We start from the raw sequence: 26708 nt of genomic DNA, 5'->3' as shown, positions 1-26708 counted from the left end.
TATCGATATTACTGCTCAAGGGCCTTGTTGAGATGGACATCCATCTGCGGATACGGGATCCCGATGTTTTCTTTATCCAGCTCTTCTTTGATAGCCTGCATCAAGTCGAAGTATACCGCCCAGTAATCAGCCGTATTCACCCAAGGGCGTACCGCGAAATTGACAGAAGAATCAGCCAGTGCCAATACACCAACCGTTGGCTCAGGATCTTTCAAGATACGGTCATCCGCTTCGATCACCCGGTTCAGAACCGCTTTGGTATGCTTGAGATCGGCATCGTAAGAAACACCAATCACCAAATCGATACGGCGGGTTTTATGGCGAGAATAGTTAGTGATTGGGCCACCAATCACTCCCGCATTCGGTACTACCACCATTTTATTGTCAGGGGTATTCAAGACCGTAGAGAACACCTGGATCGATTCAACAGAGCCTGCAACCCCACCAATTTCAACGTAATCACCAGATTTGAATGGACGGAATGCCACAATCAACACACCAGCGGCAAAGTTAGACAGTGAGCCTTGCAACGCTAAACCAATGGCAAGACCGGCAGCACCGATCACGGCAACGACAGATGCCGTCTGCACACCAACACGGCCCAAGGCAGCAATCAGTACAATAACAAACAATAGATAACGCACTAGCGATTGGAGAAACTCAACAACCGCCTCGTCCATATCTTTTCTGCGCAGCATTTTTGCCACGCCATTAGCAATACTCTTGGTGATGATATTACCAATAAACAGGATCAACAGCGCAGACAGGATGTTCACCCCGTACTGGATCAGTAGTTCCTGATTGTCAGCGACCCAAGTACCAGCACTGAGCACGCCATTGGTAAGTTCATTATCTTTGATGGTATCCACTACCGTATCCGCAACACCTGTGACGGTATCCGTTACGGTATCTGTAACACTACTCTCACTCATACCTTTCTCTTCCTGCAAATATTATTTCCTTTCCCACAAAAATAGTAGCGGGAGCACAAATAATCATAGGCTTAATTATGTAAATTACTTATGCAATCATCACTATAACAGTGATTTTCTATGAATAGGCCAGAATAACAGCCTTTTTTCGCGGCAAGATAATACTCTGGAGACTAAAAAAACACCAACAAAAATTTGCAGGCAAGCAAGCAGTAAATGACCGGCAAAAAAAAACCCGCCGAAGCGGGTTTTTTAACACTTTAACGCGAAACGTAAATTATAGTACGTCGATTGCGTTAAGGTCAGAGAATGCTTTCTCAAGGCGAGTAACCATTGAAGCTTGACCAGCACGTAGCCATACGCGTGGATCGTAGTACTTCTTGTTTGGCGCAGCTTCGCCAGTTGGGTTACCGATTTGACCTTGTAGGAAGTCACGGTTTTCAGCTTCGTATGTACGAACGCCATCCCAGTTAGCCCACTGAGTATCAGTATCGATGTTCATTTTGATAACACCGTAGCCGATAGACTCTTGGATTTCTGCTTCAGAAGAACCAGAACCACCGTGGAATACGAAGTTTAGTGCATTCGGTGCAATACCGAACTTCTCAGCACAGTATGCTTGAGAGTCACGTAGGATCGTTGGAGTCAGTACAACGTTACCCGCTTGGTAAACACCGTGTACGTTGCCGAAAGATGCAGCGATAGTGAAACGTGGGCTGATAGCAACTAGTTTCTCGTACGCGTAAGCAACATCTTCAGGAGATGTGTAAAGCTCAGATGCGTCCATATCAGAGTTATCAACGCCGTCTTCTTCACCACCAGTACAACCTAGTTCGATTTCTAGTGTCATACCCATCTTAGCCATGCGCTCTAGGTACTTACCAGAAATTTCGATGTTCTCTTCTAGTGACTCTTCAGAAAGGTCAATCATGTGAGAAGAGAATAGAGGCTTACCAGTTTCAGCGAAGAACTCTTCACCAGCGTCTAGTAGACCGTCAATCCATGGAAGAAGTTTCTTAGCAGCGTGGTCAGTATGAAGAATAACTGGAACACCGTAAGAAGCAGCAACAGCGTGTACGTATTTCGCACCCGCTACAGCGCCAAGGATTTGTGCACCTTGACCTTCAAGTTTCATGCCTTTACCAGCGAAGAAACCAGCACCGCCGTTAGAGAACTGAACAACAACTGGTGCTTTAACTTTAGCAGCAGCTTCAAGAACACCGTTGATTGAATCAGTGTTAACTACGTTAACTGCAGGAAGTGCAAATTTGTGCTCTTTTGCAACTTCAAATACTTTCTGTACGTCGTCGCCAGAAATAACACCAGGTTTTACGAAATCGAAGATCTTAGACATAACAATAGTCCTATTAGCCTTGTTTTCTGTGTGAATTGTAAATCATTGCAAACGTTTGCTACTGGTCAGGCATTCTATTAAAACTTGACCCATTTCACAAACGTTTAAGTGCGGGAGCGGTTCGCTCCCGTACATTAATTATGCTTTTGCACGCTCTTCAAGCATTGCAACAGCTGGAAGTACTTTACCTTCAACGAACTCAAGGAATGCACCACCACCAGTAGAGATGTAAGAAACATCAGCTTTGATACCGAACTTGTCGATAGCCGCTAGCGTATCGCCGCCACCAGCTACAGAGAAGCCTGCAGATTCAGCGATTGCTTTAGAGATTCCAGCAGTACCCGCTTCGAAGTTTTTGAATTCGAATACGCCTACAGGGCCGTTCCAAAGGATAGTTTTTGCGTTGCCGATGATTTCAGCAAGTGCTGCCGTTGAATCAGGGCCAAGGTCGAAGATCATGTCGTCGTCTTGAACGTCAGCAACGTTTTTGATTTCAGCTTCAGCGTTTTCATCGAATGCTTTAGCACATGCAACGTCAGTTGCTACTGGGATAGCACACTCTTTCATTAGTTTTTGAGCTGTTTCAACTAGGTCTGCTTCGTATAGCGACTTACCTACGTTGTGGCCTTCAGCCGCAATGAATGTGTTCGCGATACCGCCACCAACAACCAGTTGGTCAGCGATTTTTGAAAGCGACTCAAGAACAGTCAGCTTAGTTGAAACTTTTGAACCACCAACGATAGCAACTAGTGGACGTGCAGGGTTGTCCATTGCTTTACCCAGTGCTTCTAGCTCAGCAGCCAGAAGTGGGCCAGCACATGCTACAGGTGCGTTAGTACCAACACCGTGAGTTGATGCTTGTGCACGGTGAGCTGTACCGAATGCGTCCATTACGAAAATGTCACACAGTGCTGCGTACTGCTTAGAAAGCGCTTCTTCGTTCTTCTTCTCGCCTTTGTTAAAGCGAACGTTTTCAAGAACTACTAGCTCACCTGTATTTAGCTCTAGGCCGTTTAGGTAGTCTTTAGCTAGTTTAACGTCGCAATCTAGTGCGTCGTTTAGGTAGTTAACAACTGGCTGTAGAGAGAACTCTTCGTTGTATTCGCCTTCAGTCGGACGACCTAGGTGAGAAGTAACCATTACTTTTGCGCCAGCTTCTAGGCACATTTTGATCGTTGGTAGCGATGCAAGGATACGTGCATCAGAAGTTACTTTACCGTCTTTTACAGGAACGTTTAGGTCTGCACGAATAAATACGCGTTTGCCAGCTAGTTCCAGATCAGTCATCTTGATTACAGACATGGTTTGTCCTCTCAACATTAATTAATTTAAAATCAAAGTTTTGTCGACTCAGCGTCACTGCCAAGCCCAAATAATTCTTTACTCGTTATCGCTAACCGCAGAGTCTTGCTCACCAGCCTTATCAGCTGTATCGGTTGCATGCATTGCCAGCGCGGTATCGAGCATCCGGTTAGCAAAGCCCCATTCATTATCACACCAGACCAACAGCTTAATAAGGTGCTGGTTACTTACACGGGTCTGGGTACCGTCAACAATCGCGCTATGAGGATCATGATTGAAGTCTATTGAAACAAGTGGCGCTTCGGTGTAATCCACGATGCCACCTAATGTACAACGAGACGCATCTGCCAATGATTGATTTATGTCATTAACTTTCACATTTGTTTTTACTGTGACACTTAAATCCATTGCCGTGACGTTAATTGTCGGCACGCGCACAGAGATAGCTTCAAATTTGTCGGAAAGTTTCGGAAAAATCCGACCGATACCAAGGTGGAGTTTTGTATCGACAGGAATGATCGACTGGCTAGCCGCGCGGGTACGACGTAAATCAGTGTGGTAGGCGTCAATGACCTGTTGGTCATTCATTGCTGAGTGGATCGTGGTAATAGTGCCTGACTCAATGCCAAAGGCGTCATCGAGTACTTTAATTACGGGGACAATACAATTGGTCGTACACGACCCATTTGAGACAATCTTGTCTGTTGATTTCAGCGATTCATGGTTCACACCATAGATAATCGTATTGTCGATATCATTGGCAGCAGGATGGGAAAATAACACTTTGCGCGCACCAGCTTTAATATGCGCTTCACCATCGGCTCGAGAACCAAACGTACCGGTACAGTCGAGTACAATGTCGATATCGAGGTCTTGCCAAGGTAATAAGTGAAGTTCAGGCTGGTGGAGGATTCGGATACTGTCTTGCTCACCATTATTATGAGCAATAAACAAATGCTCCTGATCATGACTGACAGGCTTATGAAAGCGACCATGGCTGGTGTCATACTGTAACAGGTGAGCCATAGCTTCTGGCTCAGCCAATTCATTGACTGCCACGACCTTTATTTGATGATGTTTGCCGCTTTCGTATAACGCGCGAAGTACGCTGCGTCCAATACGGCCAAATCCATTAATTGCGACTTTTAGTGTCATATCCGTGCTACAAAATTAATAAGCCGAGTAAGTGTATAACAAGCACCAACGAGAATCACCATAATTGTGAGCAAAGTCACCCAAGCCACCTGTTAACTTGTAAATCAACAACTTAAACAAACAAATCAAATAATAATCGCACTATAGGCAAAAAAACGCATCGTGACGTAGATCTCATTTTATATAAAAAAGACCTCACTAGGAGGTCTTTTTTTTACACTTCGAATTAAATCAGTTCCATTCAGCGTTAGCCATCAACTGATTCAATTTCCGAGGCGTCAATTAAGCAAGTAGCTCTTTTGCTGTTTCAACAACGTTTTCAACAGTAAAGCCAAACATCTTAAATAGCTCACCTGCTGGTGCAGATTCGCCAAATGTTGTCATACCGATGATCTTGCCACCGAAGCCAACGTACTTGTACCAGAAGTCAGCGATACCAGCTTCTACTGCGATACGAGCTGTAACGTCAGATGGAAGTACAGACTCACGGTATTCTGCATCTTGCTTATCGAAAGTATCAGTTGCAGGCATAGATACTACGCGTACTTTTTTGCCTTCAGCTGTTAGCTCTGCTGCTGCATTAACAGCTAGCTCAACTTCAGAACCTGTTGCGATAAGGATTAGCTCAGGCTTGCCTTCGCAATCTTTCAGGATGTAGCCACCTTTAGCGATGTCTGCAACCTGCGCTTCAGTACGTGCTTGCTGTGCAAGGTTCTGACGCGAGAAGATAAGAGATGTAGGACCATCTTTACGTTCAATAGCCAGTTTCCAAGCAACGGCAGACTCAACCTGATCACATGGACGCCATGTGCTCATGTTTGGTGTTAGACGTAGCGATGCGATTTGTTCAACTGGTTGGTGAGTTGGACCATCTTCGCCTAGGCCGATAGAATCGTGCGTGTAAACTTGGATGTTCTGAATTTTCATCAGAGCAGCCATACGCATTGCGTTACGAGCGTATTCCATGAACATTAGGAATGTTGCACCGTATGGTACGAAACCACCGTGTAGCGCAATACCGTTCATGATAGCTGTCATGCCGAATTCACGTACACCGTAGTGGATGTAGTTACCAGAGAAGTCATTTGCTTCTAGTGACTTAGAACCAGACCACATGGTTAGGTTAGAAGGCGCAAGGTCAGCAGAGCCGCCCATGAATTCAGGTAGCATAGCACCGAACGCTTCTAGAGCATTTTGAGATGCTTTACGTGATGCGATGTTTGCTGGATTAGCTTGCAGATCAGCAATGATTGCATTCGCTTTTTCTTCCCACTGTGCAGGTAGGTCACCGTTTACACGGCGCTTGTATTCTGCTGCTAGCTCAGGGTAAGCCGCGGCGTATGCTGCGAACTTCTCATCCCATGCTGCTTCTTTCGCAGTACCAGCTTCTTTCGCATCCCACTCAGCGGCGATGTCTGCAGGGATCTCAAATGGACCATGCTCCCAACCAAGTGCAGCTTTCGTTGCAGCAATTTCGTCAGCGCCTAATGGTGCGCCGTGACAATCATGCGTACCCGCTTTGTTTGGTGAACCAAAGCCGATAACCGTTTTAGTACAGATCAGTGTTGGGCGACCTGTCTCTGCTTTTGCCGCTTCAATAGCCGCATTGATTGCGTCAGCATCGTGACCATCAACCGCAGGGATAACATGCCAGCCGTAAGCTTCAAAGCGCTTTGGTGTATCGTCAGAGAACCAGCCTTCAACTTCACCATCAATAGAGATACCGTTGTCATCCCAGAATGCTACCAACTTACCTAGGCCCAATGTGCCAGCAAGTGAACAAGCTTCGTGAGAGATACCTTCCATCAAACAACCATCGCCCATAAACACGTAGGTGTTGTGGTCTACGATGTCGTGGCCTTCACGGTTGAACTGAGCAGCAAGCGCTTTCTCAGCCATCGCCATGCCCACACCGTTGGTGATGCCTTGGCCTAGTGGACCTGTGGTTGTTTCAATACCCGGTGCGTAACCGTATTCAGGGTGGCCCGGTGTTTTAGAGTGCAGTTGACGGAAGTTCTTCAGATCATCAATAGATAGATCGTAACCCGTCAAATGAAGCAGAGAATAAATTAGCATTGAACCGTGGCCGTTAGACAGAATAAAACGGTCGCGATCAGCCCACTCAGGGTTTTGTGGGTTGTGGTTCATGTGGCCACGCCACAGTACTTCAGCGATATCAGCCATACCCATAGGTGCACCAGGGTGGCCAGAGTTAGCTTGTTGAACACCATCCATGCTTAGGGCGCGGATTGCATTAGCAAGTTCTTTACGAGAAGACATGTCTGCTCCAGAGGTTCGTAGACTTTTATATGATGATTAAAGTTAGCAATCTATTGCTCAACATTAACCAGAGTTCGGCGGGCGAGTATTGTCGCAAAGTCACCCCCCTTACTGCAAACGATTTCCTTCGAAAAATAAGTTCCATATCAACATGCTGGGGTAAACCCATATTCCAACTAACTGTAATCAAAGCTATACAGGGGAAACGTTTGCTTATCTAGCGAACCATATCCCTATGCTTCGTACTGTTGCTTTTATATCACCAATGCGTATTATAGCCGTCTAGACGGAGGTAGCTCTATACATACAAACGTATATCCATATGCATTTGTATGATGCTTTAGCAATCATATAGAGTCCGAAATTATCATTCATTTTTTGTGGGAGCGCTCATGGCGAAGCACCTGTTTACTTCTGAGTCAGTATCAGAAGGTCATCCAGATAAAATTGCAGACCAAATTTCAGATGCAGTATTGGATGCGATCTTAGAACAAGATCCTAAAGCACGTGTTGCGTGTGAGACTTACGTAAAAACCGGCATGGTAATGGTTGGTGGTGAAGTTACCACTTCTGCTTGGGTTGATATCGAAGAAATCACCCGCGAAACCGTTCGTGAAATTGGTTATGTTCATTCAGATATGGGTTTTGATGCTGACTCTTGTGCAGTACTAAACACTATCGGTAAGCAATCACCAGACATCAACCAAGGTGTTGATAAAGAAGACCCGAAAGAACAGGGGGCTGGTGACCAAGGTATTATGTTTGGTTACGCAACTAACGAAACACCAATTTTAATGCCTGCGCCAATTACTTACTCTCACCTGCTTGTTAAAAAGCAAGCTGAAGTACGTAAGAGCGGCAAGTTAGATTTCCTTCGTCCAGATGCGAAATCACAAGTTACCTTCCAGTACGACCAAGGCAAAATCGTTGGTATCGATGCGGTTGTTCTTTCAACGCAACATTGTGATTCAGTAACGACACCGGATCTACGTGAAGCCGTAATGGAAGAAATCATCAAACCAGTACTGCCAGAAGAGTGGATCAACAAAGACACTAACTTCTTCATCAACCCAACCGGCCGTTTTGTTATCGGTGGCCCAATGGGTGACTGTGGTCTAACTGGTCGTAAGATCATCGTTGATACCTACGGTGGCGCAGCTCGTCACGGTGGTGGTGCATTCTCTGGTAAAGATCCATCAAAAGTTGACCGCTCAGCAGCATACGCAGCACGTTATGTAGCAAAAAACATCGTAGCAGCTGGCATGGCTGATCGTTGTGAAATCCAACTTTCTTACGCTATCGGTGTTGCTGATCCAACATCTATCATGGTGGAAACGTTTGGCACTGAAAAAGTACCACACGACATCATCATTGAAGCTGTACGCCAACACTTCGACCTACGCCCATACGGCCTGCAAGAAATGCTGAACCTTCTTCAGCCTATCTACCAGCAAACAGCGGCATACGGTCACTTTGGTCGTGAAGAATTCCCTTGGGAAGCGACAGACAAAGCAGCAATCCTTCGCGATTTCGCAAACATCAGATAAGTTTGCTCATCTCCGAATAAAGAAAAGGAAGCCTCGGCTTCCTTTTTTGTTTTTTCCCACTTCGTTATACTTCCTGATTGTCGGGCTACAACTATAAAGTCAACGTTATGTCTCAGCTTCAACACCAAGTTATTGCCAAAGTCGAACAATGCATAAAACAAGCAAACCAACGACTGAATAAGCGATTAACCATGCCAACCGTGAGCTTCAAGCAACGCGGAAAAATCGCCGGCAGTGCTCGCTTACAAGGTTGGGAAGTGCGTTTTAATCCAGTATTACTTACTGAGAACCCCCATGCCTTTCTCAATGAAGTAGTGCCACATGAAGTCGCACACTTAGTGGCTTTCAAGTTGTTTGGCCGTGTTCGCCCGCACGGCAAAGAATGGAAAATTATTATGGCTGACGTGTTTGGTGTTCCACCGCGCACGACGCACAGTTTTGATGTCAGTTCAGTACAAGGTAATACCTATACCTACCGCTGCCAATGTAGTGAGCATCAACTGACCATCCGTCGCCACAACAAAATACAGCGTGGCCAAGCAACCTACCAATGCCGCCAGTGTGAACAGCCGCTAACCTACCTTGCTTGTTAGCCGATATTCCCTGCAACCTTGTGTAATCAATAAAAAACTCACCGTGAATTGCTTCTAAAAATTAACATCAATGTTAGGCTTGTCAGTATGACCCGTATCTAAAGGTGAATCATGCTGCGATCCTACTCTTGTTTAGCCATTGGCCTCTTACTGCCAACCATAGCTTTAGCTGCCCCCCCTTCTTCATTTAGTAAAGCGAAACGCCTCGCTGTTGAAATCTATCAAGATCACCCCACCAGCTTCTACTGCGGCTGTGCTATTACATGGCAAGGTAAAAAAGGGCTACCTGATCTTGCGAGTTGTGGTTATGAGGTTCGTAAACAAGAAAAACGGGCTAACCGAATAGAGTGGGAACATGTAGTACCAGCCGAAAACTTTGGCCGAGCATTTGTCGAATGGCGTGAAGGTCACCCTCAATGTGTGAACAGTAAAGGCAAAGCCTATAAAGGCCGAGCTTGTGCTACGAAAATGAACCCAGTCTATCGTTCGATGCAGGCTGATCTTCATAATTTAACGCCAGCGGTTGGTGAGGTAAATGGCGATCGCTCTAACTACGCATTCTTACCGTGGAATGGCAATAACGGCGCTTTTTATGGTCAGTGTGACATGAAAATCGATTTCAAAAATCGTCGCGCCGATCCACCCGAACAATCACGCGGGGCCATTGCACGTACTTATTTGTACATGAATCAAGAATATAAAATGGCATTATCTAGTCAGCAACGTCAGTTAATGGAAGCATGGAATCGGCAATATCCAGTCAGTACATGGGAATGTGAGCGAGACCGCCGCATTGCTGATATCCAAGAAAACCATAACCCTTATGTTTTACAAGCTTGTGAGCAACCAGGCTTATAAACCACCAAAGGGCGAGCAATTGTGTTGCTCGCCCTTGTTATCTCGCCTAACATCCCCCATTACATGGGTATATAATGCCCCAAGACTACAACCAACAGGTTACAAGATAGCCATGAGAATCCCACGTATCTACCACCCAGAAGTGCTACCCGCTTCAGGTAAAGTCATGCTTAGCGATGATGCCGCCAACCACGTTGGCCGTGTCATGCGTATGCAGGCAGGTCAAGAAGTCCTGTTATTTGATGGCAGCAATGCTGAATTTCCGGCAGAGATCACTAACGCCAGTAAAAAAAGCGTGGAAGTCGAGATCAAAGAACGCCGCGAACACAGCATCGAATCTCCCCTTGATATCCATCTCGGTCAGGTGATTTCTCGTGGCGAAAAAATGGAATTTACCATCCAGAAATCTGTCGAGCTGGGTGTTAACACGATCACTCCCTTAATTTCAGAGCGTTGTGGCGTAAAATTGAATGCCGAGCGCTTTGAAAAGAAACTGGCACAATGGCAAAAAATCGTCATTGCAGCCTGTGAGCAATGTGGCCGCAATGTGGTGCCCGAAATACGCCCAGTAATGAAGTTAGAAGACTGGTGTGCCGAAGACTACGACGGCCTCAAACTGAACCTGCACCCACGTGCTAACTACTCTATTAACACCTTACCAGAGCCTGTCAATAAACTGCGCTTATTGATTGGCCCAGAAGGTGGCTTGTCTGCTGAAGAAATCGGTATGACAGAACAATACAAATTTGATGAAGTCCTGCTTGGTCCACGCGTTCTTCGTACCGAGACGACAGCCATGACGGCAATTACAGCCCTGCAAGTCCGCTTCGGCGATCTCGGCTAACCCCCACGGGACAATTACTAGGAGAAACCAATGATCAAATTGGGTATCGTGATGGACCCTATCGAGTCTATCAACATCAAAAAAGATTCCAGCTTTGCCATGATGATGGAAGCTCAGCGCCGCGGCTGGGAAATCCACTATATGGAAATGAACGACCTATCGCTTGAGCAAGGCAAAGCCGTTGCTCGTACCCGCGTGGTAAGCCTAAAAGAAGATCCAAATGGCTGGTTCGAATTCCATAGTGAACAAGAGATCGCTTTATCTGATCTTGACGCTGTTTTAATGCGAAAAGATCCACCATTCGACACTGAATACATCTACGCGACATACATTCTTGAACGCGCAGAAAATGAAGGGGCATTGATTGTTAATAAACCCCAGAGCCTACGCGACTGTAACGAAAAACTGTTTACCGCCTGGTTCCCGGAATTAACACCAACCACGCTTGTGACCCGTCGCGCCGACAAGATCAAAGCCTTCCACCAAGAACACGGTGACGTGATCTTAAAGCCACTAGATGGCATGGGCGGCTCTTCGATCTTCCGCGTGATGAAAGGCGATCCTAATGTGTCGGTGATCATCGAAACGCTTACAGCAATGGGTGAAAACTACTGCATGGCACAAACGTTTGTGCCTGATATCAGCAATGGTGATAAACGTATTTTGGTGGTCGATGGCGAACCAATGCCATACTGCCTAGCACGCATTCCGGCGAAAGGTGAAACGCGCGGTAACCTTGCAGCTGGCGGCCGTGGAGAAGCACGCCCAATCAGTGAAACAGATCGTAAGATTGCAGAAACCGTTGCGCCTGTGCTGAAAGAAAAAGGGCTGATCTTTGTTGGCCTTGATGTAATTGGCGATAAGCTAACGGAAATCAACGTGACCAGCCCGACTTGCATTCGAGAAATTGAAGCGGCCTTCGATATCTCGATCACAGGTAAGTTAATGGACGCAATTGAGCGCCGTATTAATGGCTAACTCGCCAGCTTAGCGGCTAGCGACCAGCCTCAATAAACGCAGCCACTTCGGCTGCGTTTTATTACCAATTCTGCCAATTAGTCGACATACTGTTAGTAACAGGATATGTAGTAGGTGCACACCAATGAATTTGACCAATCACTTTCTGGTTGCCATGCCCAGCATGCAAGACCCTCACTTTAAAGGCGGTGTCGTTTATATCTGTGAGCACAATGATGAAGGTGCAATGGGCATCGTCATTAACCTACCGATTGAGATATCCGTCGGTAATATGCTTGAGCAAATAGAAATCGAACGAGATTTACCGGTAAATGATCCCTCAAGCCTCGAACAACCCGTTTTCAACGGTGGTCCGGTATCAACTGACCGCGGATTTGTTCTTCATAATCGAGTGAAAAACTTTAGTTCAAGCATTGATATTACAGATGACGTTTCTGTCACGACCTCTAAAGATATCCTTTCACTGCTTGGCACCACTGAAGCACCAGATAACTTTTTGGTCGCTCTTGGCTATGCTGGTTGGGATGCAGGCCAACTGGAAAAAGAATTAGCAGAAAACTCTTGGTTAACAACAGAAGCGAACCCAGAGGTTGTATTCAACACCCCTATCAGTGAACGTTGGCACAAAGCCATCGCTCAACTAGGCATAAGCTCCGCCCATCTTTCTATTGATAAAGGACATGCATGAGTAACTCACGCAGCGTATTAGCCTTTGACTACGGCACAAAAAGTATCGGTGTCGCCATCGGTCAAGAACTTACAGGTACAGCCAGCCCTCTTTCTGCATTGAAAGCCAAAGACGGGATCCCTCATTGGGACGATATCGGTAAAATATTAAAAGAATGGCAACCCGATCTTGTTGTGGTCGGCCTGCCTTTAGATCTTCAAGGTGGCGAACTCGAAGCCATAACCCCGCGCGCTAAAAAGTTTGCCAACCGTCTACATGGTCGTTTTGGTTGTCAGGTCGAGATGCATGATGAACGCTTGAGCACGGCAGAAGCACGCGCTGAATTGTTTGAACAAGGGGGCTATCGTAACCTCAGCAAGGGCAACATTGATTCCCAGTCAGCTGTCGTGATCCTCGAAAGTTGGTTCGAACAGCAATACGGCTAGCTGCCGTTAGCGATGTCAGCTAGGTTCAAGCTTACCTCTAGATGACATCGCTTACTGCCATTATTCCCCGTCTATTTATCAAAATATATCCACCGTTTTATCCGCATTTTTTACGCCTCTCATTACGCTGTACAGCAATTTCACCAATGATCATTAAAAAGCAGAACTGATGATCATTAAAAGAAATTCATTATCTCTGAGGTCAATTAATTCGAGGGCTGAGCAGCTTGTACAGCTTTTGGACACCTTAAACCCCAAAGCTCTATTCGCTGATCACACAAGATCAGAGATAAACATAACTATTTGAAAAATAATAAATATATTATTTTGATCATATAAATACGCATTAGGATCATAGTAACCCCAATGCTTTACGCCTAGCCTGATCTTATAACTAAAAGCATGCACACTTTCAGCATTAATCCATCTCGACCGTCACCCCATCAAGGGTATTTTTACCCTGCTGGTTTTTACTACCCACTTTGATCATCAATCGCAAATCATTGGCAGAATCCGCATGATGAAGCGCATCTTGTTCGGTGATTTTGCCTGCGCTATACAGATCATAAAGTGACTGATCAAAGGTCATCATGCCCGACTCATTTGACTTCGACATGACCTCTTTTATTTCATGCAGTTCACCTCGACGAATAAGATCAGCCACCCGCGGGGTATTAAGTAACAACTCAAAAGCACCATGACGCCCTACGCCGTGCGCATCAGGGATCAATTGCTGAGCCAGAATACATTTCAAGTTAAGGGATAGATCAAACAAGAACTGCTCGCGGCGCTCTTTGGGCACCAGATGCAATATACGTTCTAGCGCTTGGTTAGCATTATTGGCATGCAAGGTCGCCATGCAGAGATGACCCGTTTCGGCAAAGTTCATTGCGTACTCCATGGTCTCTGGCGTACGGATCTCCCCGATCAAAATCATATCTGGTGCTTGGCGTAACGAATTTTTAAGGGCGACTTCATAACTTTCGGTGTCTAACCCAACCTCGCGCTGTGTGACAATGCATTTATGATGCTTATGCACAAACTCGATAGGATCTTCCACGGTTAGAATATGGCCACTGCGGTTTGTATTTCGATAGCCGGTTAACGCTGCCATCGAGGTTGATTTACCCGATCCAGTCGCGCCAACCACAAGCACCAAACCGCGTTTTGCCAACGCCATTTTTTGCATATCCATGGGAAGATTCAGGCTGAAAATATCAGGGATTTCAGTTTCAATCCGTCGAATTACCATCCCCGGCAGCTCGCGTTGCCAAAAAGCACTCACACGAAAACGCAACTCGCCACGTACTAAGGCAAAATTGGCTTCTTTCGTGGTGTAAAAGTCTTCCAGCAACGTACTATCCATTGCTTCTTCAAACATTCGATCAATCGCTTGTCGATTCAATGGCTCGCCAATAGGATGCAAACTGCCATCAATACGCAATAAACTCGGTGAATCAACGGTAATGTACAAGTCTGACGCCTTGCTGCTAACCATTTCATTCAGTGCACTTTGTAACGTCATGCTTCTTCCTCTGCGTTATATCTGAATAAAACTGCTATCAACTACACGGCGGCCTTCTTCAGCTTCGACTAAACCTTGTGCCACTAGCATTTTGACACTCTGCTCCATGGTCTGCATCCCCATGGAAGAGCCGGTCTGGATCATCGAATACATCTGCGCCACTTTGCTTTCTCGTATCAGGTTTCGGATTGCGGGCGTTGCCATCATCACTTCATGCGCAGCAACTCGTCCCCCACTCACACATTTCAATAAATTCTGCGAGACTACGGCACGTAAAGATTCAGAAAGCATGGATCTCACCATGGCTTTATCGTTCCCCGGAAAAACATCAATGATCCTATCAACGGTTTTCGCCGCAGAACTGGTGTGTAGGGTACCCAATACCAAGTGACCCGTTTCAGCAGCCGTTAGCGCCAGGCTGATCGTTTCTTGATCGCGAAGCTCACCGACAACGATAACATCAGGATCTTCACGCAGTGATGAGCGCAATGCATTCTGAAAGCTATGAGTATCGCGATGTACTTCACGCTGGTTAATCAAACAACGTTTGCCGGAGTGAACAAATTCAATTGGATCTTCAATGGTTAGAATATGGCGATTAAAATTTTCATTAATGTAGTCAACCAATGCTGCAATCGTGGTGGATTTACCTGAACCCGTAGCCCCCGTCACCAAAACCAGTCCGCGCTGACACTGCGCAATGTTATAAAAGACATCCGGCACATTGAGTGATTCAAGGGTTGGGATACTCATCGGTATGGTACGAAATACCGCCGCACAGCCACGCGCTTGTTGAAAAGCATTCACACGAAAGCGACCGACATCAGGTAATTCAAAAGAAAAGTCGACTTCAAGCCTTTCTTCATATTCACGACGCTGAGCATCGTTCATAATGTCAAAAATTAATCGGTGTACCTCACCATGCTCTAATTCAGGTAGGCTGAGTTTCCTTACGTCACCATCAACACGAATCATTGGTGGAACACCAGCAGAAAGGTGCAGATCTGATGCATTATGCTTTACACTAAAGTCCAGTAGTTCGGTGATATCCATAAATTTTCCCCACAGAATCAATTATGAGTAGTATCAAGCAAAATATTGAACAGGTCATCTCCCAGATAGACCTCGCAGCAAAAAAATGCGGTCGAGACGCCGATTCAGTGCAATTATTGGCGGTAAGCAAGACCAAACCCATAGCCGCCATCGAAGAAGCGATTGCAGCTGGCCACTGTGCTTTTGGTGAAAACTATGTGCAGGAAGGTGTTGAAAAAGTTCAACACTTTGCTGTAAGTCACCCAAACTCAGCATTAAGCTGGCACTTTATTGGTCCTATCCAATCCAACAAAACGCGTCCTATCGCGGAGCACTTTGATTGGGTACATTCTATCGACAGAGTGAAAGTAGCCCGCCGCCTGAGTGAACAACGCCCAGCAGGCATGGCACCATTGAATGTCTTACTTCAAGTCAATACCAGTGGTGAAGCCAGCAAGTCAGGCCTTGGATTTGGTGATATTGCAGCAGTGGCAGATGAAATTGCCGCAATGCCAAATTTGGTACTGCGAGGCTTAATGTCGATACCACAAAAAGCCGACAATTATGACAGCCAGCTGCTCGCCTTCACTCGTCTTGCAGAGCTTCAAAACAACCTAAAAGCAACACACCCACAACTCGATACATTATCGATGGGAATGAGTGGCGATTTAGATGCCGCCATAGCAGCAGGCAGTACAATTGTGCGTATAGGCACGGCAATTTTTGGTGCTAGGGATTACTCTCAGCAAGCTTAAATTCTCGTCACTTGTACGACCATAAAATTAACAAATAATGGAAACATAAGGGTCAAAGGAAGAACCAAGACAATACTTCCTCGCTCTACCTACTTACATAAGGATTGATGAACATGGAACAACGCGCAATTGCCTTCATTGGCGCTGGTAACATGACACGCTCTATCATTGCTGGCCTTACAGCCAGTGGTTATGCCCCAGACAAAATTACCGCAACCGCCCCAAGCGCAGCCCGCCGCGAACCACTAGCACTTGATTATGGTATCCATACTTCCGACAACAACTTGCAAGCAGCTTCTGAAGCTGATGTCATTGTGCTTGCGGTAAAACCCCAGCTAATGGAAGAAGTTTGTAAGCCGCTACAAATATTAGATTTTTCAGGTAAGTTGGTTATATCCATTGCCGCCGGGATCAGCGCTTCTCGCTTAAACGAAATGCTGGCAACCAAACTTAACCTTGTTCGGGTAATGCCAAATACCCCGTCACTTATAGGTAAAGGCATGAGTGGTTTATTTGCATCTGAAGGTTTGAGTTCATGTGATAAGAGCTTTGCTGAGAACTTAATGCAAGCTGTCGGTAAAGCCTGTTGGGTAGAGCAAGAAGCCCAAATAAACGGTATTATTGCTGCGGCAGGCAGTGCGCCAGCGTATTTCTTCCTGTTTATGGAAGCAATGCAGGCTGAGGCTATTAAGCAAGGTTTTGAGCCAGAGACAGCGCGTCAGTTGGTTCAACAAACCGCATTGGGTGCCGCAGAAATGGTTGTTGCTAACCCGAATACTGAATTATCAACGCTACGTGAGCAAGTCACTTCAAAAGGCGGCACCACCGCTGAAGCAATTCGTACTTTTAACGAGCATCAACTTAGTGATACCGTAGCGAAAGCAATGCGTGCAGCCGTAACTCGCGCGGAAGAAATGGAAAAATTATTTTAAGGTTAATATATGAATTCACTTGGTTTTTTGGTCAGCACTCTGTTTGACCTTTACATCATGGTTGTACTGCTTCGCATCTGGCTTCAGTGGGCAAAAGCAGATTTCTACAATCCGTTCTCTCAGTTCATTGTAAAAGCAACACAACCCATCGTTGCGCCATTACGTCGAATGATCCCATCGATCGGTTCACTCGATGTCGCGACTTTATTATTCGCGTACGCATTAAGCATGGGTAAATTCATCACCCTTCAACTCGTTCTGGGTGGTGCTTTAGCATTCAGTGTTGAATATCTATGGGTTGGTGGACTATCACTACTAAAAGCCATGGGCGGCCTACTATTCTGGGTGCTATTACTACGTGCAATCTTAAGTTGGGTTAGCCAAGGTCGTAGTCCGATGGAATACGTTATGCATCAACTGACTGAACCACTGACAGCACCAATCCGCCGTGTGATCCCAGCAATGGGCGGCCTTGATTTAAGCGTACTAGTTCTGTTCATCGGTTTACAGTTTGCCAATTTCTTAATGGGCGACATGGTTGGGCCGATCTGGTATCAGCTATGACCCTAAAGGCAGTCATTCGTCAGGGAGATGACTTGGTACTTCGGTTGTATATTCAGCCGAAAGCCAGTCGCGATCAACTGGTTGGGTTACATGGTGATGAAGTAAAAGTCGCCATTACCGCCCCGCCAGTTGACGGTAAAGCCAATGCTCACCTAACGAAATACCTGTCTAAACAGTTTAAAGTCGCAAAGGGGCAGATTGTTATCGAAAAGGGCGAACTCGGCCGACACAAACAAGTTCGGATTGAAAGCCCACGTGAAGTACCCGATACCATTTCCGCATTGCTCGTTTAATCTGTAAATAACAAAGCCGAGTCTAGTACTCGGCTTTGTTACATTAATCAATCGTTGAATGAGTATCAGGAGAAGGAGACGAAGAAAGGGACAATAAATGATTGACCTTATACACCCAAAGATCACCACATGCGATGCGATCACTAAGTTCATTGAGGATCGTCTGATCTGATTTGTGATGAATTAAAGGGCAAGGCAATACACTCAGGTATAGCTTACGCAATTCAAACCGATACCCCCATCGATTGTGATGCGACTGCAATAGCAATCTTGCCCAATATTTATCCTTGAAGCGGTATTCTCGCATGCCCAACTTACGATCTAGGTTCTGACCACATGGTAGGAGGATATAACAAAAACCGAGGGCATCAACTATCATCATTCGATGAAGTTTCGCTTGCTCTACTGGGCTACCCGTCATCACACCTCACTCCCTACCGAATTTAAATCGCTGCCTTCCATGTACCCATACCGCGATGTGATATCGGTCAAAACGACTCTCTTAAGTATCTAAACATTGAATAGACAACTCTGCTTTATCAAGTTGGAAGCTGAAAATTTAGGTACAATGGCAAGATATCAATGCAAGCATGTCTAACACTAAAAACAAAGCTTGTGGTGAATCGAGAAAATGTAGTCGAAAATATATCTATAGCTTAATAAAAAAACACCGCTTCCCCATTGGAGATATCACAATGAAAACCTTGCTCAGCGCCTTATTACTTTTACTGGCAGCCCTGCCCGTTCATGCTGAACAGCTGAAAAATATCGGCAACCTTGAAGTACATTACTCAAGCTTCCCATCGACCTTCCTCACCCCGGAAATCGCCAGCAACTATAAAATCCAACGTAGTCGCTATTCTGCGGTTGTGAATGTGACTGTGCTTGATGCGAGCCAAACCGGCAAGCCTGCCGTGCCTGCGGTTTTATCTGGGCAAGCAAAAAACTTGATTGGCAGTATTAAAAACCTATCTTTTCGTGAAGTAAGGGAAGGGGCGGCCATTTACTACATTGCCGAGCTGAAACACGCCAACGAAGAAAGCTTTAGTTTCTCTATTGATGTGTCGCAAAATGGCACCAAAGGAAATATCGATTTCAAGCAAACCTTCTACGTTGACTAGCAAAATCGCTCATGGTGAATTAGCAAATAAAAGGGGCGCAGTAAGCGCCTCTTTTAATTTTTGGGCAGTCAGTTAAGATAGCCGCCCACATTGGTGATACGCACCGGCATAATGACTCTTCGAGGAGCAGTGATGAGCAAATTGGTACTGGCTACTGGTAATCAGGGCAAAGTAAAAGAAATGGCAAGCCTATTGGCCGATTTTGGCTTTGATGTCGTTGCTCAAAGCGATTACAACGTTTCTTCGGTGGCAGAAACAGGCACAACGTTTATCGAGAATGCCATCATTAAGGCGCGCCACGCTGCAAAAGAAACGGGCCTACCTGCGATCGCTGATGACTCCGGACTAGAAGTCGACTACTTGAAAGGTGCGCCGGGTATTTATTCAGCACGTTTTGCGGGTGAAGGTGCATCTGATCAAGATAATATCCAAAAGCTGTTAGCAGAAATGGATGGCGTACCCACCGAGCTGCGTACTGCCCGCTTTCACTGTGTACTCGTGATGATGCGCCACGAAAACGATCCTACCCCATTGGTCTGCCACGGGAGCTGGGAAGGCAGCATCCTAACAGAGACTCACGGTAGTAACGGATTTGGTTATGATCCGGTATTCTGGGTACAAGAAGATCAATGCGCATCAGCAGAATTACTACCTGCTCGTAAAAAGCAGCTATCACACCGCGGTAAAGCACTCGCGACGTTGTTTGCTGCCCTAAAGGACGCATAAACTATGCTAGTTCCACCACCTCTCAGCTTGTATATCCATATTCCATGGTGCGTGCAGAAATGCCCTTACTGTGATTTCAACTCGCACGCCTTGAAAACCAAAATCCCAGAGCTCGATTATATTGATGCTCTGATTGAAGATTTGGATACTGATATAGCGGCTTATAATCTTGAGAAAGATGATCGTAAGCTCCATTCCATTTTTATTGGTGGCGGAACACCAAGCTTAATTTCTGCACCAGAAATCGGCCGCTTGTTAGTCGCGGTTAACGAGCGTATTCCTTTCAGTGATGACATTGAAATCACAATGGAGGCTAATCCGGGAACGGTTGAGGCGGGGCGTTTTACCGCTTACCATGATGTAGGTGTAAACCGAATATCCATTGGTATTCAAAGCTTTCAAGACGAAAAGCTTAAGCGTCTTGGTCGGATCCATGGTAGCCAGGAAGCGATCAGAGCGGCAAAGCTCGCCAGTGAGGCGGGTCTAAATAGCTTTAATATCGACTTAATGCATGGCCTGCCAGAACAAAGTGTGGAAGATGCCCTGTCTGATCTACAGCAAGCCATTGCGCTAAATCCACCGCATTTATCTTGGTATCAGCTCACCATTGAGCCTAATACACTGTTCTATTCAAAGCCTCCGGTTTTGCCTGACGATGATGATCTATGGGATATCTTTGAACGTGGCCACCAGCTATTAGCTGAGGCAGGCTATGTGCAATATGAGATTTCAGGTTACAGCAAGCCGGGCTTACAGTGTCGCCATAACCTCAATTATTGGCGCTTTGGCGATTACCTCGGTATCGGCTGCGGCGCTCACGGTAAACTCAGCTTCGCTGATGGCACCATCACCCGTACGGTTAAGGTAAAGCACCCGCGTGGTTATCTAAACTCACAGAAGCCTTACCTTGATAAAGCGACACAAGTTGCAGCAGCTGAACGCCCCTTTGAGTTCTTCATGAACCGCTTCAGACTGCTCGAATCGTGCCCAAAGCAAGACTATATCGACCGTACAGGCCTGCCATTAAGTACCATAGAGCCAACGATTGAATGGGCGTTAGAGCAGAAGTATCTAGAAGATAAAGGCGATGAATGGCAAATCACAGAGCACGGTAAGCTCTTCCTAAACGATCTGCTCGCAGCATTTGTAAACGAAGATGACACCCCATAGCCATACTGCTAGCAACACGAGCATAGACACAACAAAGCGGGCAACAGCCCGCTTTTTAGCATTGCAAATCCCCATACGCGATTATTCGAGCGTCACACTTTGCCAGCGTTTTAATGCTGGGATAAGCGACTGTATCTCATTTTCTTTCGCTTGGCGGACAGCAACGCGATGACACATTTCATCATCAATCAATTGCGAATGAGAGAGCGCATAAGGTAAATCGTCCAACATCAAACGGTGATAATCGGCGAGAGCGGCCATTTGATGGTCATCAAGTTTTACTTTATGGACCCCAAAATATAGCTGGCCACTGGGTTTTATTTTAAAGGTTTCACCTAAGAACTCGAGGGTTAGTGCCCCGTCTTGTAAACTCATGGCGTTGTGCCATTCCGGCTGGCACATGGGCGCCTCATTCACTTGAGCACTGGCTAGCCCTGCCCCGCTTAACATTGATAAACCAACCACAGAGTAAAATAAACGACTGTAACGTGTAGACATACGCATCCCCAAAGATGGATCAGCCGTTCATCTATGAGCAAACTCATCCACTAAAATATCGAGCGTCCAATTCTCTCAGCAAGCAATTCCAATGCGGCGGTTCCGGCAAGTGAATTACCCGACGGATCCAATTCTGGTGACCATACCGCGATAGACATCTCTCCCGGTACAATGGCAACAATCCCACCACCAACACCGGATTTACCCGGCATGCCCACCCGATAAGCAAATTCACCAGCCCCGTCATATAACCCACAAGTCGCCAGTAATGCATTCATTTGCTTAGACTGAGTTTGGTTGATAATTGTTTTTTTTGCGCCCAAAGGAAGCCCCTTATTCGCTAAATAGCTGAATGTACGAGCTAAATCAACACAGCTCATTTTCAAAGAGCAGTAGCTAAAGTAGTTCTTTAGCACAGGCATCACTTCATTCTCGAAGTTACCAAATGAGCGCATCAGGTAGGCTATGGAAGCATTACGATCGCTATGCTGCATTTCAGACGCTGCAACCACCTTGTCATAGGTAATGTGTGGGTTGCACGCTAACTCACGTACCAACTCTAACATTCGGTATTGTGGCGCACACAAGCGACTATGCAGTAGGTCTGAGACCACCAATGCCCCAGCATTGATAAACGGGTTACGGGGAATACCATTTTCAAGTTCCAGCTGGATCATTGAGTTAAATGCATGGCCAGATGGCTCTTTACCCACTCGCTGCCAAATTTCACTTGCCTGATACAGGGTCATCGCCAGCGTCAGACTGAGTACTTTAGAGATCGACTGAATAGAGAAGTCCTCTTCACAATCACCAGCCTGTATAATTTCACCATCGTTATAACACACGGCAATTCCCAACTTATTTGCGGGAACCTCAGCCAATGCCGGGATATAGTCAGCCACTTCTCCATGACCAATTAATGGCCGGACTTCATCTAAAATCTCGTTTAGCAGTTGCTCTGTTGGCTTCATTTCATTTTCTCCAAGGATAAAAAAACCAACACAAGGTTGGTTTTCTTTCTCAATCTTCGCTTTTCGGCATTAGGCAGAGCCTAGGTACTGATCGTGCTTATTCAGTGCGCTCGAACTTCATGTCCCAAACACCATGGCCTAAACGGTGGCCACGCGCTTCGAATTTAGTTAGCGGACGATCCTCAGGACGAGCAATGTAGTCACCATCAGTCGCGGTATTACGGTAACCAGGTGCAGCATCCATCACTTCAACCATATGCTCTGCGTAGTTTTCCCAGTCTGTTGCCATATGGAAAATACCACCGATTTTCAGCTTCTTACGCAGCATTTGTGCGAATTCAGGCTGTACAATACGGCGCTTGTGGTGACGCGCTTTATGCCATGGGTCAGGGAAGAATAACTGAACACAATCTAAGCTACCGTCAGGGATCATGTGTTCAAACACTTCAACACCATCGTGACACATTACACGTAGATTAGTAATTTCCGCTTCTTCAGCCGCCATCAAGCAAGCACCTACACCAGGGCTATGCACTTCGATACCGATATAATTTTTCTCTGGCGCATTTTTCGCCATTTCAACTAATGATGCGCCCATACCAAAGCCAATTTCTAATACCACTGGCGCTTCACGGTTATACACTTCTTTCCAATCCAGCATCTGCTGAGCGAAGTCGATACCCATCGTTGGCCAGTTGTTATCCATGGCCGTTTCTTGGCCTTTGGTTAAACGGCCTTCACGACGAACAAAGCTACGAATTTTTCGTACCAGTTTGCCGTCTTCGGTAAATTCAGTCAGGGTAACATCACCTGACTTCTTTGAAACTTCGCTCATGCTTAATATCCAAACAAAAAAGAAACGGAACGGCATTATCCAAAGTTACAGGCTAAGTTCAAGTCTATCGTTTGCGACAACCCCGACTTTGTGGTGCAATCAGCGGAAAATTATCATTCCAATAATAATGACACACACCTGTTGCTGTCAGTAAAGTGAGCTTAAATCTGTGACTAATACCTTCTCTGATGCCATTTTAGCGTGGTATGACAAATTCGGCCGAAAAACTCTGCCATGGCAACTGGAAAAAACACCTTATAAAGTCTGGCTATCGGAAATCATGCTGCAACAAACTCAAGTTGCCACGGTGATCCCCTATTTCGAACGTTTCATGGCGCGCTTCCCTAGCGTTGCTGATCTCGCCGCAGCCGAACAAGATGAAGTACTCCACCTGTGGACAGGCCTTGGTTACTATGCCCGTGCTCGTAATCTACACAAAGCTGCCAAACTCATTGTTAGTGACTATAACGGTATATTCCCAACAGATATTGAGCAGGTCATCGCCTTACCTGGGATCGGCCGCTCAACCGCTGGTGCGGTACTATCGCTCTCATTAAGGCAACATCACGCGATTTTGGATGGTAACGTCAAGCGCACGCTTGCCCGCTGCTACGCCGTCGAAGGTTGGCCCGGCAAAAAGCCAGTTGAAAATAAGCTATGGGATATCGCAGAGGCCAATACGCCAGACCAAGGGGTTGAGCGCTACAACCAAGCAATGATGGATATGGGGGCAATGATTTGTACTCGTAGCAAACCGAAATGCGAGCTATGCCCAGTATCCAGCCTCTGTCAGGCCAAAGCCATGGCGCGCCAAACCGACTTCCCTGGTAAAAAACCCAAGAAAACCATGCCAGAAAAACAAACTTGGTTTGCCATTTTACAGTGCCACGACGAAGTGTGGTTGGAAAAGCGTCCACCTGCCGGTATTTGGGGTGGCCTATGGTGTTTCCCGCAACACGATAGTGCTGATTTAACAAGCCTGATGGAGCATCGGTTAGGCCAACAGAGTGATCTCATCACCGACACGGAACAACTTAACGCTTTCCGCCATACCTTCAGCCACTACCACCTCGATATTGTGCCGATGAGGCTTAGCTTGTCACAGCAACCGAATATCGTCAGCGAAGCGAATCAAGGGCAATGGTATAACTTAAACCAACCAGCAGAGGTTGGTCTCGCGACCCCGGTAAAGCAAATCCTTGAAAGTCTACGCTACGAACTCAACAAGAAATAAGCCGATGGGGACGGGGTTTGCTAGATGCCATCCCTGCTCTCTGGTATAAATAGAGCCGTACCCATGAAGGTTAACAATTTAAGGAGCCACTCGATGAGCCGTACAGTTTTTTGTGCCCGCCTAAAAAAAGACGCGGAAGGCCTAGATTTCCAACTTTACCCTGGTGATCTAGGTAAGCGCATTTTCGATAATATCTCGAAAGAAGCATGGGCAGAGTGGCAAGGTAAGCAAACCATGCTGATCAACGAAAAGAAGCTCAACATGATGGATCCTGAGCACCGTAAACTATTAGAAACTGAAATGGTTAACTTCTTATTTGAAGGCCAGGATGTCGTTATCGACGGTTACACCCCACCAAGTAAGTAAGCCTCATCACGCTTTTGATTGAAGACCTAATATTTTCATCATCAGCCCTTACACCAACGCATTGATAATGACATCATTTGTGACACCACAAGTGATGTCTTTTTTATAATTATGAAAACACGCGCGCTATTATTGTCTTTGCTTTTGCTCAGTGGATGCAGCCGAGAGTTCATCGAAGGTCTCTATGATGTTAACTACACCACGACCAATCGCTTCGCGAATAACCTCGCTCCACTCCCCGGTCAGTTTACTCGGGATGCCGCCGCTCTCGATCGATTGATGAACAACTTCAGTGGCCAAGTAAGGCGTCACTGGGGAGACAACGACTCGCTAGTTGCCAGTAAACGCCAATACGTTAAATACACCGATGGCTACCAAAGCCGTGCCCACGTCGACTTTGAACGTGGCGTTGTGATCGTTGAAACCGTCGCGAAAACCGAGCCAGAGAATCACCTCAGAGAAGCCATTAATAACACCTTACTGACCCCAGATAATCCCGGTGGTGTTGATTTATATTCTGACTCAGCCATTGACCTTAAAGGTAAACCTTTTTTGTATGGTCAAGTGTTAGATCAAGAGGGTAAGCCGATTGAATGGTCTTGGCGCGCCAACCAGTTTTCTGATTACCTTGTTCGCACCAAGCTAAAAAAGCGTAAAGAGCGCTTTCATCAGGTTTACTACGTCGAAATCCCAATGGTCGAGGATCATGCGAATCAACGTAGTTACAAATATGCCGATATTGTTCGCGATGCATCGCGCCGCTATGGTATCGCCGAAGATCTTATTTACGCCATAATAAAAACCGAGAGCAGTTTTAACCCTTATGCCGTTAGCCATGCCAATGCTTACGGTTTAATGCAAGTGGTACCCAAAACTGCCGGGGCGGATGTGTTTAATCTCGTCAAAAATAAGCCGGGCATACCCAGCCCTGAGTACCTGTTTGACCCTGCGAGAAATATCGATACAGGCACGGCATACTTCTACATACTGCGTACTCGGTATTTGAAAGATGTACGGGATCCCTTATCGCTACATTACAGCATGATTTCAGCATATAACGGTGGCACAGGTGGTGTCCTCAATACGTTCCATAGCGATCGCAAACGGGCAATGAATGATCTTAATAGCCTACAGCCGAATCAGGTGTACTGGGCATTAACCCAAAAGCACCGTAATGCTGAAGCTCGGCGTTATTTAGAAAAAGTGACGGCTTTTCAAAAAGAGTTCAACCAAGGAAAAATTTGATGCTATGACAAGGAAATAGCCACAAATGCGGTTTATGACCAAAAACCCATCAAGCGCACCCTTTCTAGACATTTTTCTTAAAAAAGTAGTTGACGAAAAGCCGGAAAAACCGTTTAATAGCGCTCCGTTGCCTCGATAGCTCAGTCGGTAGAGCAGAGGATTGAAAATCCTCGTGTCGGTGGTTCGATTCCGCCTCGAGGCACCATTTCTTCTTTTGATGAACATGGTGCAAGCAACGATAAGCAATTCCCCCTTAGTTCAGTTGGTAGAACGGCGGACTGTTAATCCGTATGTCGCAAGTTCAAGTCTTGCAGGGGGAGCCAAATTCAGTTTTGAGCCAATGGCTTAGAACTAAAAAAGATTTAGTGTGCCGACTTAGCTCAGTAGGTAGAGCAACTGACTTGTAATCAGTAGGTCACCAGTTCGACTCCGGTAGTCGGCACCATTTCTTAGCAAGCGTTGTGTAAACAACATTGCAAAAGTAA

Annotated in this window: 28 protein-coding genes and 3 tRNA genes; 20 read left to right on the top strand and 11 right to left on the bottom strand. The window is 46.1% G+C overall.

All coding sequences use genetic code 11. The features are described 5' to 3' along the window. Positions 1 to 8: 8 nt before the first annotated feature. The 5 genes from mscS to tkt all read right to left on the bottom strand — a co-directional run bounded on the left by mscS (position 9) and on the right by tkt (position 7023). Positions 9 to 932: a small-conductance mechanosensitive channel MscS gene (gene mscS / locus L4D09_RS14850; protein WP_428458297.1), complete on the bottom strand. Its 924-nt coding sequence runs from the start codon at positions 930 to 932 to the stop codon at positions 9 to 11. A 277-nt stretch (positions 933 to 1209) separates the two neighbouring features. Further along, positions 1210 to 2286, bottom strand: coding sequence for a class II fructose-bisphosphate aldolase (gene fbaA / locus L4D09_RS14845; RefSeq protein ID WP_428458296.1), 1077 nt, complete (start codon positions 2284 to 2286; stop codon positions 1210 to 1212). 138 nt (positions 2287 to 2424) lie between these two features. Continuing rightward, positions 2425 to 3588 carry a phosphoglycerate kinase gene (locus L4D09_RS14840; protein ID WP_428458295.1) on the bottom strand — a complete coding sequence of 388 codons (1164 nt, stop codon included), beginning with the start codon at positions 3586 to 3588 and terminating at the stop codon, positions 2425 to 2427. Positions 3589 to 3666: 78 nt separating this feature from the next. Next, a complete protein-coding gene (epd, locus tag L4D09_RS14835; protein WP_428458294.1) occupies positions 3667 to 4743 on the bottom strand; it encodes an erythrose-4-phosphate dehydrogenase in 1077 nt (358 codons plus the stop codon). 282 nt (positions 4744 to 5025) lie between these two features. Continuing rightward, entirely contained in the window at positions 5026 to 7023 is a 1998-nt protein-coding gene (gene tkt / locus L4D09_RS14830; protein ID WP_428458293.1) for a transketolase, read from the bottom strand. A 392-nt stretch (positions 7024 to 7415) separates the two neighbouring features. On the opposite strand from tkt, the gene metK reads away from it, so the two are divergent. From metK to ruvX, 7 genes are all read left to right on the top strand, one after another. Next, entirely contained in the window at positions 7416 to 8570 is a 1155-nt protein-coding gene (gene metK, locus L4D09_RS14825; protein ID WP_428458292.1) for a methionine adenosyltransferase, read from the top strand. 107 nt (positions 8571 to 8677) lie between these two features. Then, a complete protein-coding gene (locus tag L4D09_RS14820; protein WP_428458291.1) occupies positions 8678 to 9163 on the top strand; it encodes a SprT family zinc-dependent metalloprotease in 486 nt (161 codons plus the stop codon). Between the two features lie 111 nt (positions 9164 to 9274). Next, the gene (locus L4D09_RS14815; RefSeq protein ID WP_428458290.1) at positions 9275 to 10021 is read left to right on the top strand and encodes an endonuclease; all 747 of its coding nucleotides are present in this window, start codon (positions 9275 to 9277) and stop codon (positions 10019 to 10021) included. A gap of 112 nt (positions 10022 to 10133) precedes the next feature. Further along, on the top strand, positions 10134 to 10865 hold the full coding sequence (gene rsmE, locus L4D09_RS14810) for a 16S rRNA (uracil(1498)-N(3))-methyltransferase (protein ID WP_428458289.1): 732 nt from the start codon (positions 10134 to 10136) through the stop codon (positions 10863 to 10865). Between the two features lie 30 nt (positions 10866 to 10895). Beyond that, entirely contained in the window at positions 10896 to 11843 is a 948-nt protein-coding gene (gshB, locus tag L4D09_RS14805) for a glutathione synthase (RefSeq protein WP_428458288.1), read from the top strand. A gap of 124 nt (positions 11844 to 11967) precedes the next feature. Continuing rightward, positions 11968 to 12531 (top strand): YqgE/AlgH family protein, encoded by a 564-nt coding sequence (locus tag L4D09_RS14800; RefSeq protein WP_428458287.1) that lies wholly within the window; start codon positions 11968 to 11970, stop codon positions 12529 to 12531. Beyond that, the gene (gene ruvX / locus L4D09_RS14795; protein ID WP_428458286.1) at positions 12528 to 12956 is read left to right on the top strand and encodes a Holliday junction resolvase RuvX; all 429 of its coding nucleotides are present in this window, start codon (positions 12528 to 12530) and stop codon (positions 12954 to 12956) included. Before L4D09_RS14800 ends, ruvX begins: the two co-directional genes overlap by 4 nt. Positions 12957 to 13374: 418 nt before the next feature. Here the strand turns inward: ruvX and L4D09_RS14790 are convergent, their stop codons facing one another. After that, positions 13375 to 14481, bottom strand: coding sequence for a PilT/PilU family type 4a pilus ATPase (locus tag L4D09_RS14790; RefSeq protein ID WP_428458285.1), 1107 nt, complete (start codon positions 14479 to 14481; stop codon positions 13375 to 13377). A 15-nt stretch (positions 14482 to 14496) separates the two neighbouring features. Next, positions 14497 to 15534: a type IV pilus twitching motility protein PilT gene (locus L4D09_RS14785; RefSeq protein WP_428458284.1), complete on the bottom strand. Its 1038-nt coding sequence runs from the start codon at positions 15532 to 15534 to the stop codon at positions 14497 to 14499. A gap of 23 nt (positions 15535 to 15557) precedes the next feature. Here L4D09_RS14785 and L4D09_RS14780 point away from each other — a divergent pair, with 23 nt between their 5' ends. From L4D09_RS14780 to yggU, 4 genes are all read left to right on the top strand, one after another. Next, positions 15558 to 16268, top strand: coding sequence for a YggS family pyridoxal phosphate-dependent enzyme (locus L4D09_RS14780; protein ID WP_428458283.1), 711 nt, complete (start codon positions 15558 to 15560; stop codon positions 16266 to 16268). Positions 16269 to 16381: 113 nt separating this feature from the next. After that, positions 16382 to 17200, top strand: a complete 819-nt coding sequence (proC, locus tag L4D09_RS14775) for a pyrroline-5-carboxylate reductase (RefSeq protein WP_428458282.1) — start codon at positions 16382 to 16384, stop codon at positions 17198 to 17200. A gap of 9 nt (positions 17201 to 17209) precedes the next feature. Continuing rightward, positions 17210 to 17764 (top strand): YggT family protein, encoded by a 555-nt coding sequence (locus L4D09_RS14770; protein ID WP_428458281.1) that lies wholly within the window; start codon positions 17210 to 17212, stop codon positions 17762 to 17764. Next, a complete protein-coding gene (gene yggU, locus L4D09_RS14765) occupies positions 17761 to 18057 on the top strand; it encodes a DUF167 family protein YggU (protein ID WP_428458280.1) in 297 nt (98 codons plus the stop codon). Before L4D09_RS14770 ends, yggU begins: the two co-directional genes overlap by 4 nt. Positions 18058 to 18100: 43 nt before the next feature. Here the strand turns inward: yggU and L4D09_RS14760 are convergent, their stop codons facing one another. Then, positions 18101 to 18481: a hypothetical protein gene (locus L4D09_RS14760; RefSeq protein WP_428458279.1), complete on the bottom strand. Its 381-nt coding sequence runs from the start codon at positions 18479 to 18481 to the stop codon at positions 18101 to 18103. A gap of 271 nt (positions 18482 to 18752) precedes the next feature. Between L4D09_RS14760 and L4D09_RS14755 the strand changes: the two genes are divergently transcribed. The 3 genes from L4D09_RS14755 to hemW all read left to right on the top strand — a co-directional run bounded on the left by L4D09_RS14755 (position 18753) and on the right by hemW (position 21074). Next, positions 18753 to 19178: a DUF4426 domain-containing protein gene (locus tag L4D09_RS14755; protein WP_428458278.1), complete on the top strand. Its 426-nt coding sequence runs from the start codon at positions 18753 to 18755 to the stop codon at positions 19176 to 19178. 132 nt (positions 19179 to 19310) lie between these two features. Further along, positions 19311 to 19904 (top strand): XTP/dITP diphosphatase, encoded by a 594-nt coding sequence (locus L4D09_RS14750; RefSeq protein ID WP_428458277.1) that lies wholly within the window; start codon positions 19311 to 19313, stop codon positions 19902 to 19904. 3 nt (positions 19905 to 19907) lie between these two features. Next, complete coding sequence (gene hemW, locus L4D09_RS14745) at positions 19908 to 21074, top strand: radical SAM family heme chaperone HemW (RefSeq protein ID WP_428458276.1); 1167 nt, start codon at positions 19908 to 19910, stop codon at positions 21072 to 21074. A gap of 81 nt (positions 21075 to 21155) precedes the next feature. Here hemW and L4D09_RS14740 read toward each other — a convergent pair whose 3' ends face one another. The 3 genes from L4D09_RS14740 to trmB all read right to left on the bottom strand — a co-directional run bounded on the left by L4D09_RS14740 (position 21156) and on the right by trmB (position 23378). Next, positions 21156 to 21572 (bottom strand): hypothetical protein, encoded by a 417-nt coding sequence (locus tag L4D09_RS14740; RefSeq protein ID WP_428458275.1) that lies wholly within the window; start codon positions 21570 to 21572, stop codon positions 21156 to 21158. A gap of 50 nt (positions 21573 to 21622) precedes the next feature. Then, the gene (gene glsB / locus L4D09_RS14735) at positions 21623 to 22543 is read right to left on the bottom strand and encodes a glutaminase B (protein ID WP_428458274.1); all 921 of its coding nucleotides are present in this window, start codon (positions 22541 to 22543) and stop codon (positions 21623 to 21625) included. Positions 22544 to 22640: 97 nt separating this feature from the next. Beyond that, on the bottom strand, positions 22641 to 23378 hold the full coding sequence (gene trmB, locus L4D09_RS14730; protein WP_428458273.1) for a tRNA (guanosine(46)-N7)-methyltransferase TrmB: 738 nt from the start codon (positions 23376 to 23378) through the stop codon (positions 22641 to 22643). Between the two features lie 169 nt (positions 23379 to 23547). Here trmB and mutY point away from each other — a divergent pair, with 169 nt between their 5' ends. The 6 genes from mutY (at position 23548) to L4D09_RS14700 (ending at position 26668) form a co-directional block, all read left to right on the top strand. Next, positions 23548 to 24612: an A/G-specific adenine glycosylase gene (gene mutY, locus L4D09_RS14725; RefSeq protein WP_428458272.1), complete on the top strand. Its 1065-nt coding sequence runs from the start codon at positions 23548 to 23550 to the stop codon at positions 24610 to 24612. Between the two features lie 93 nt (positions 24613 to 24705). Continuing rightward, complete coding sequence (locus L4D09_RS14720) at positions 24706 to 24978, top strand: oxidative damage protection protein (RefSeq protein ID WP_428458271.1); 273 nt, start codon at positions 24706 to 24708, stop codon at positions 24976 to 24978. Positions 24979 to 25089: 111 nt separating this feature from the next. After that, entirely contained in the window at positions 25090 to 26223 is a 1134-nt protein-coding gene (gene mltC / locus L4D09_RS14715; protein WP_428458270.1) for a membrane-bound lytic murein transglycosylase MltC, read from the top strand. 129 nt (positions 26224 to 26352) lie between these two features. Then, positions 26353 to 26428: transfer RNA gene (locus tag L4D09_RS14710), tRNA-Phe, on the top strand. A gap of 42 nt (positions 26429 to 26470) precedes the next feature. Next, positions 26471 to 26546 (top strand) — tRNA-Asn (locus L4D09_RS14705). Between the two features lie 46 nt (positions 26547 to 26592). Then, a tRNA-Thr gene (locus tag L4D09_RS14700) sits at positions 26593 to 26668 on the top strand. The last annotated feature ends 40 nt before the right edge of the window (positions 26669 to 26708 follow it).

Source organism: Photobacterium makurazakiensis (assembly GCF_050336715.1).
Classification (GTDB): domain Bacteria; phylum Pseudomonadota; class Gammaproteobacteria; order Enterobacterales; family Vibrionaceae; genus Photobacterium; species Photobacterium makurazakiensis.
The sequence above is the reverse complement of the archived record's forward strand: the minus strand, read 5'-3'. Positions and strand labels throughout refer to the sequence as shown.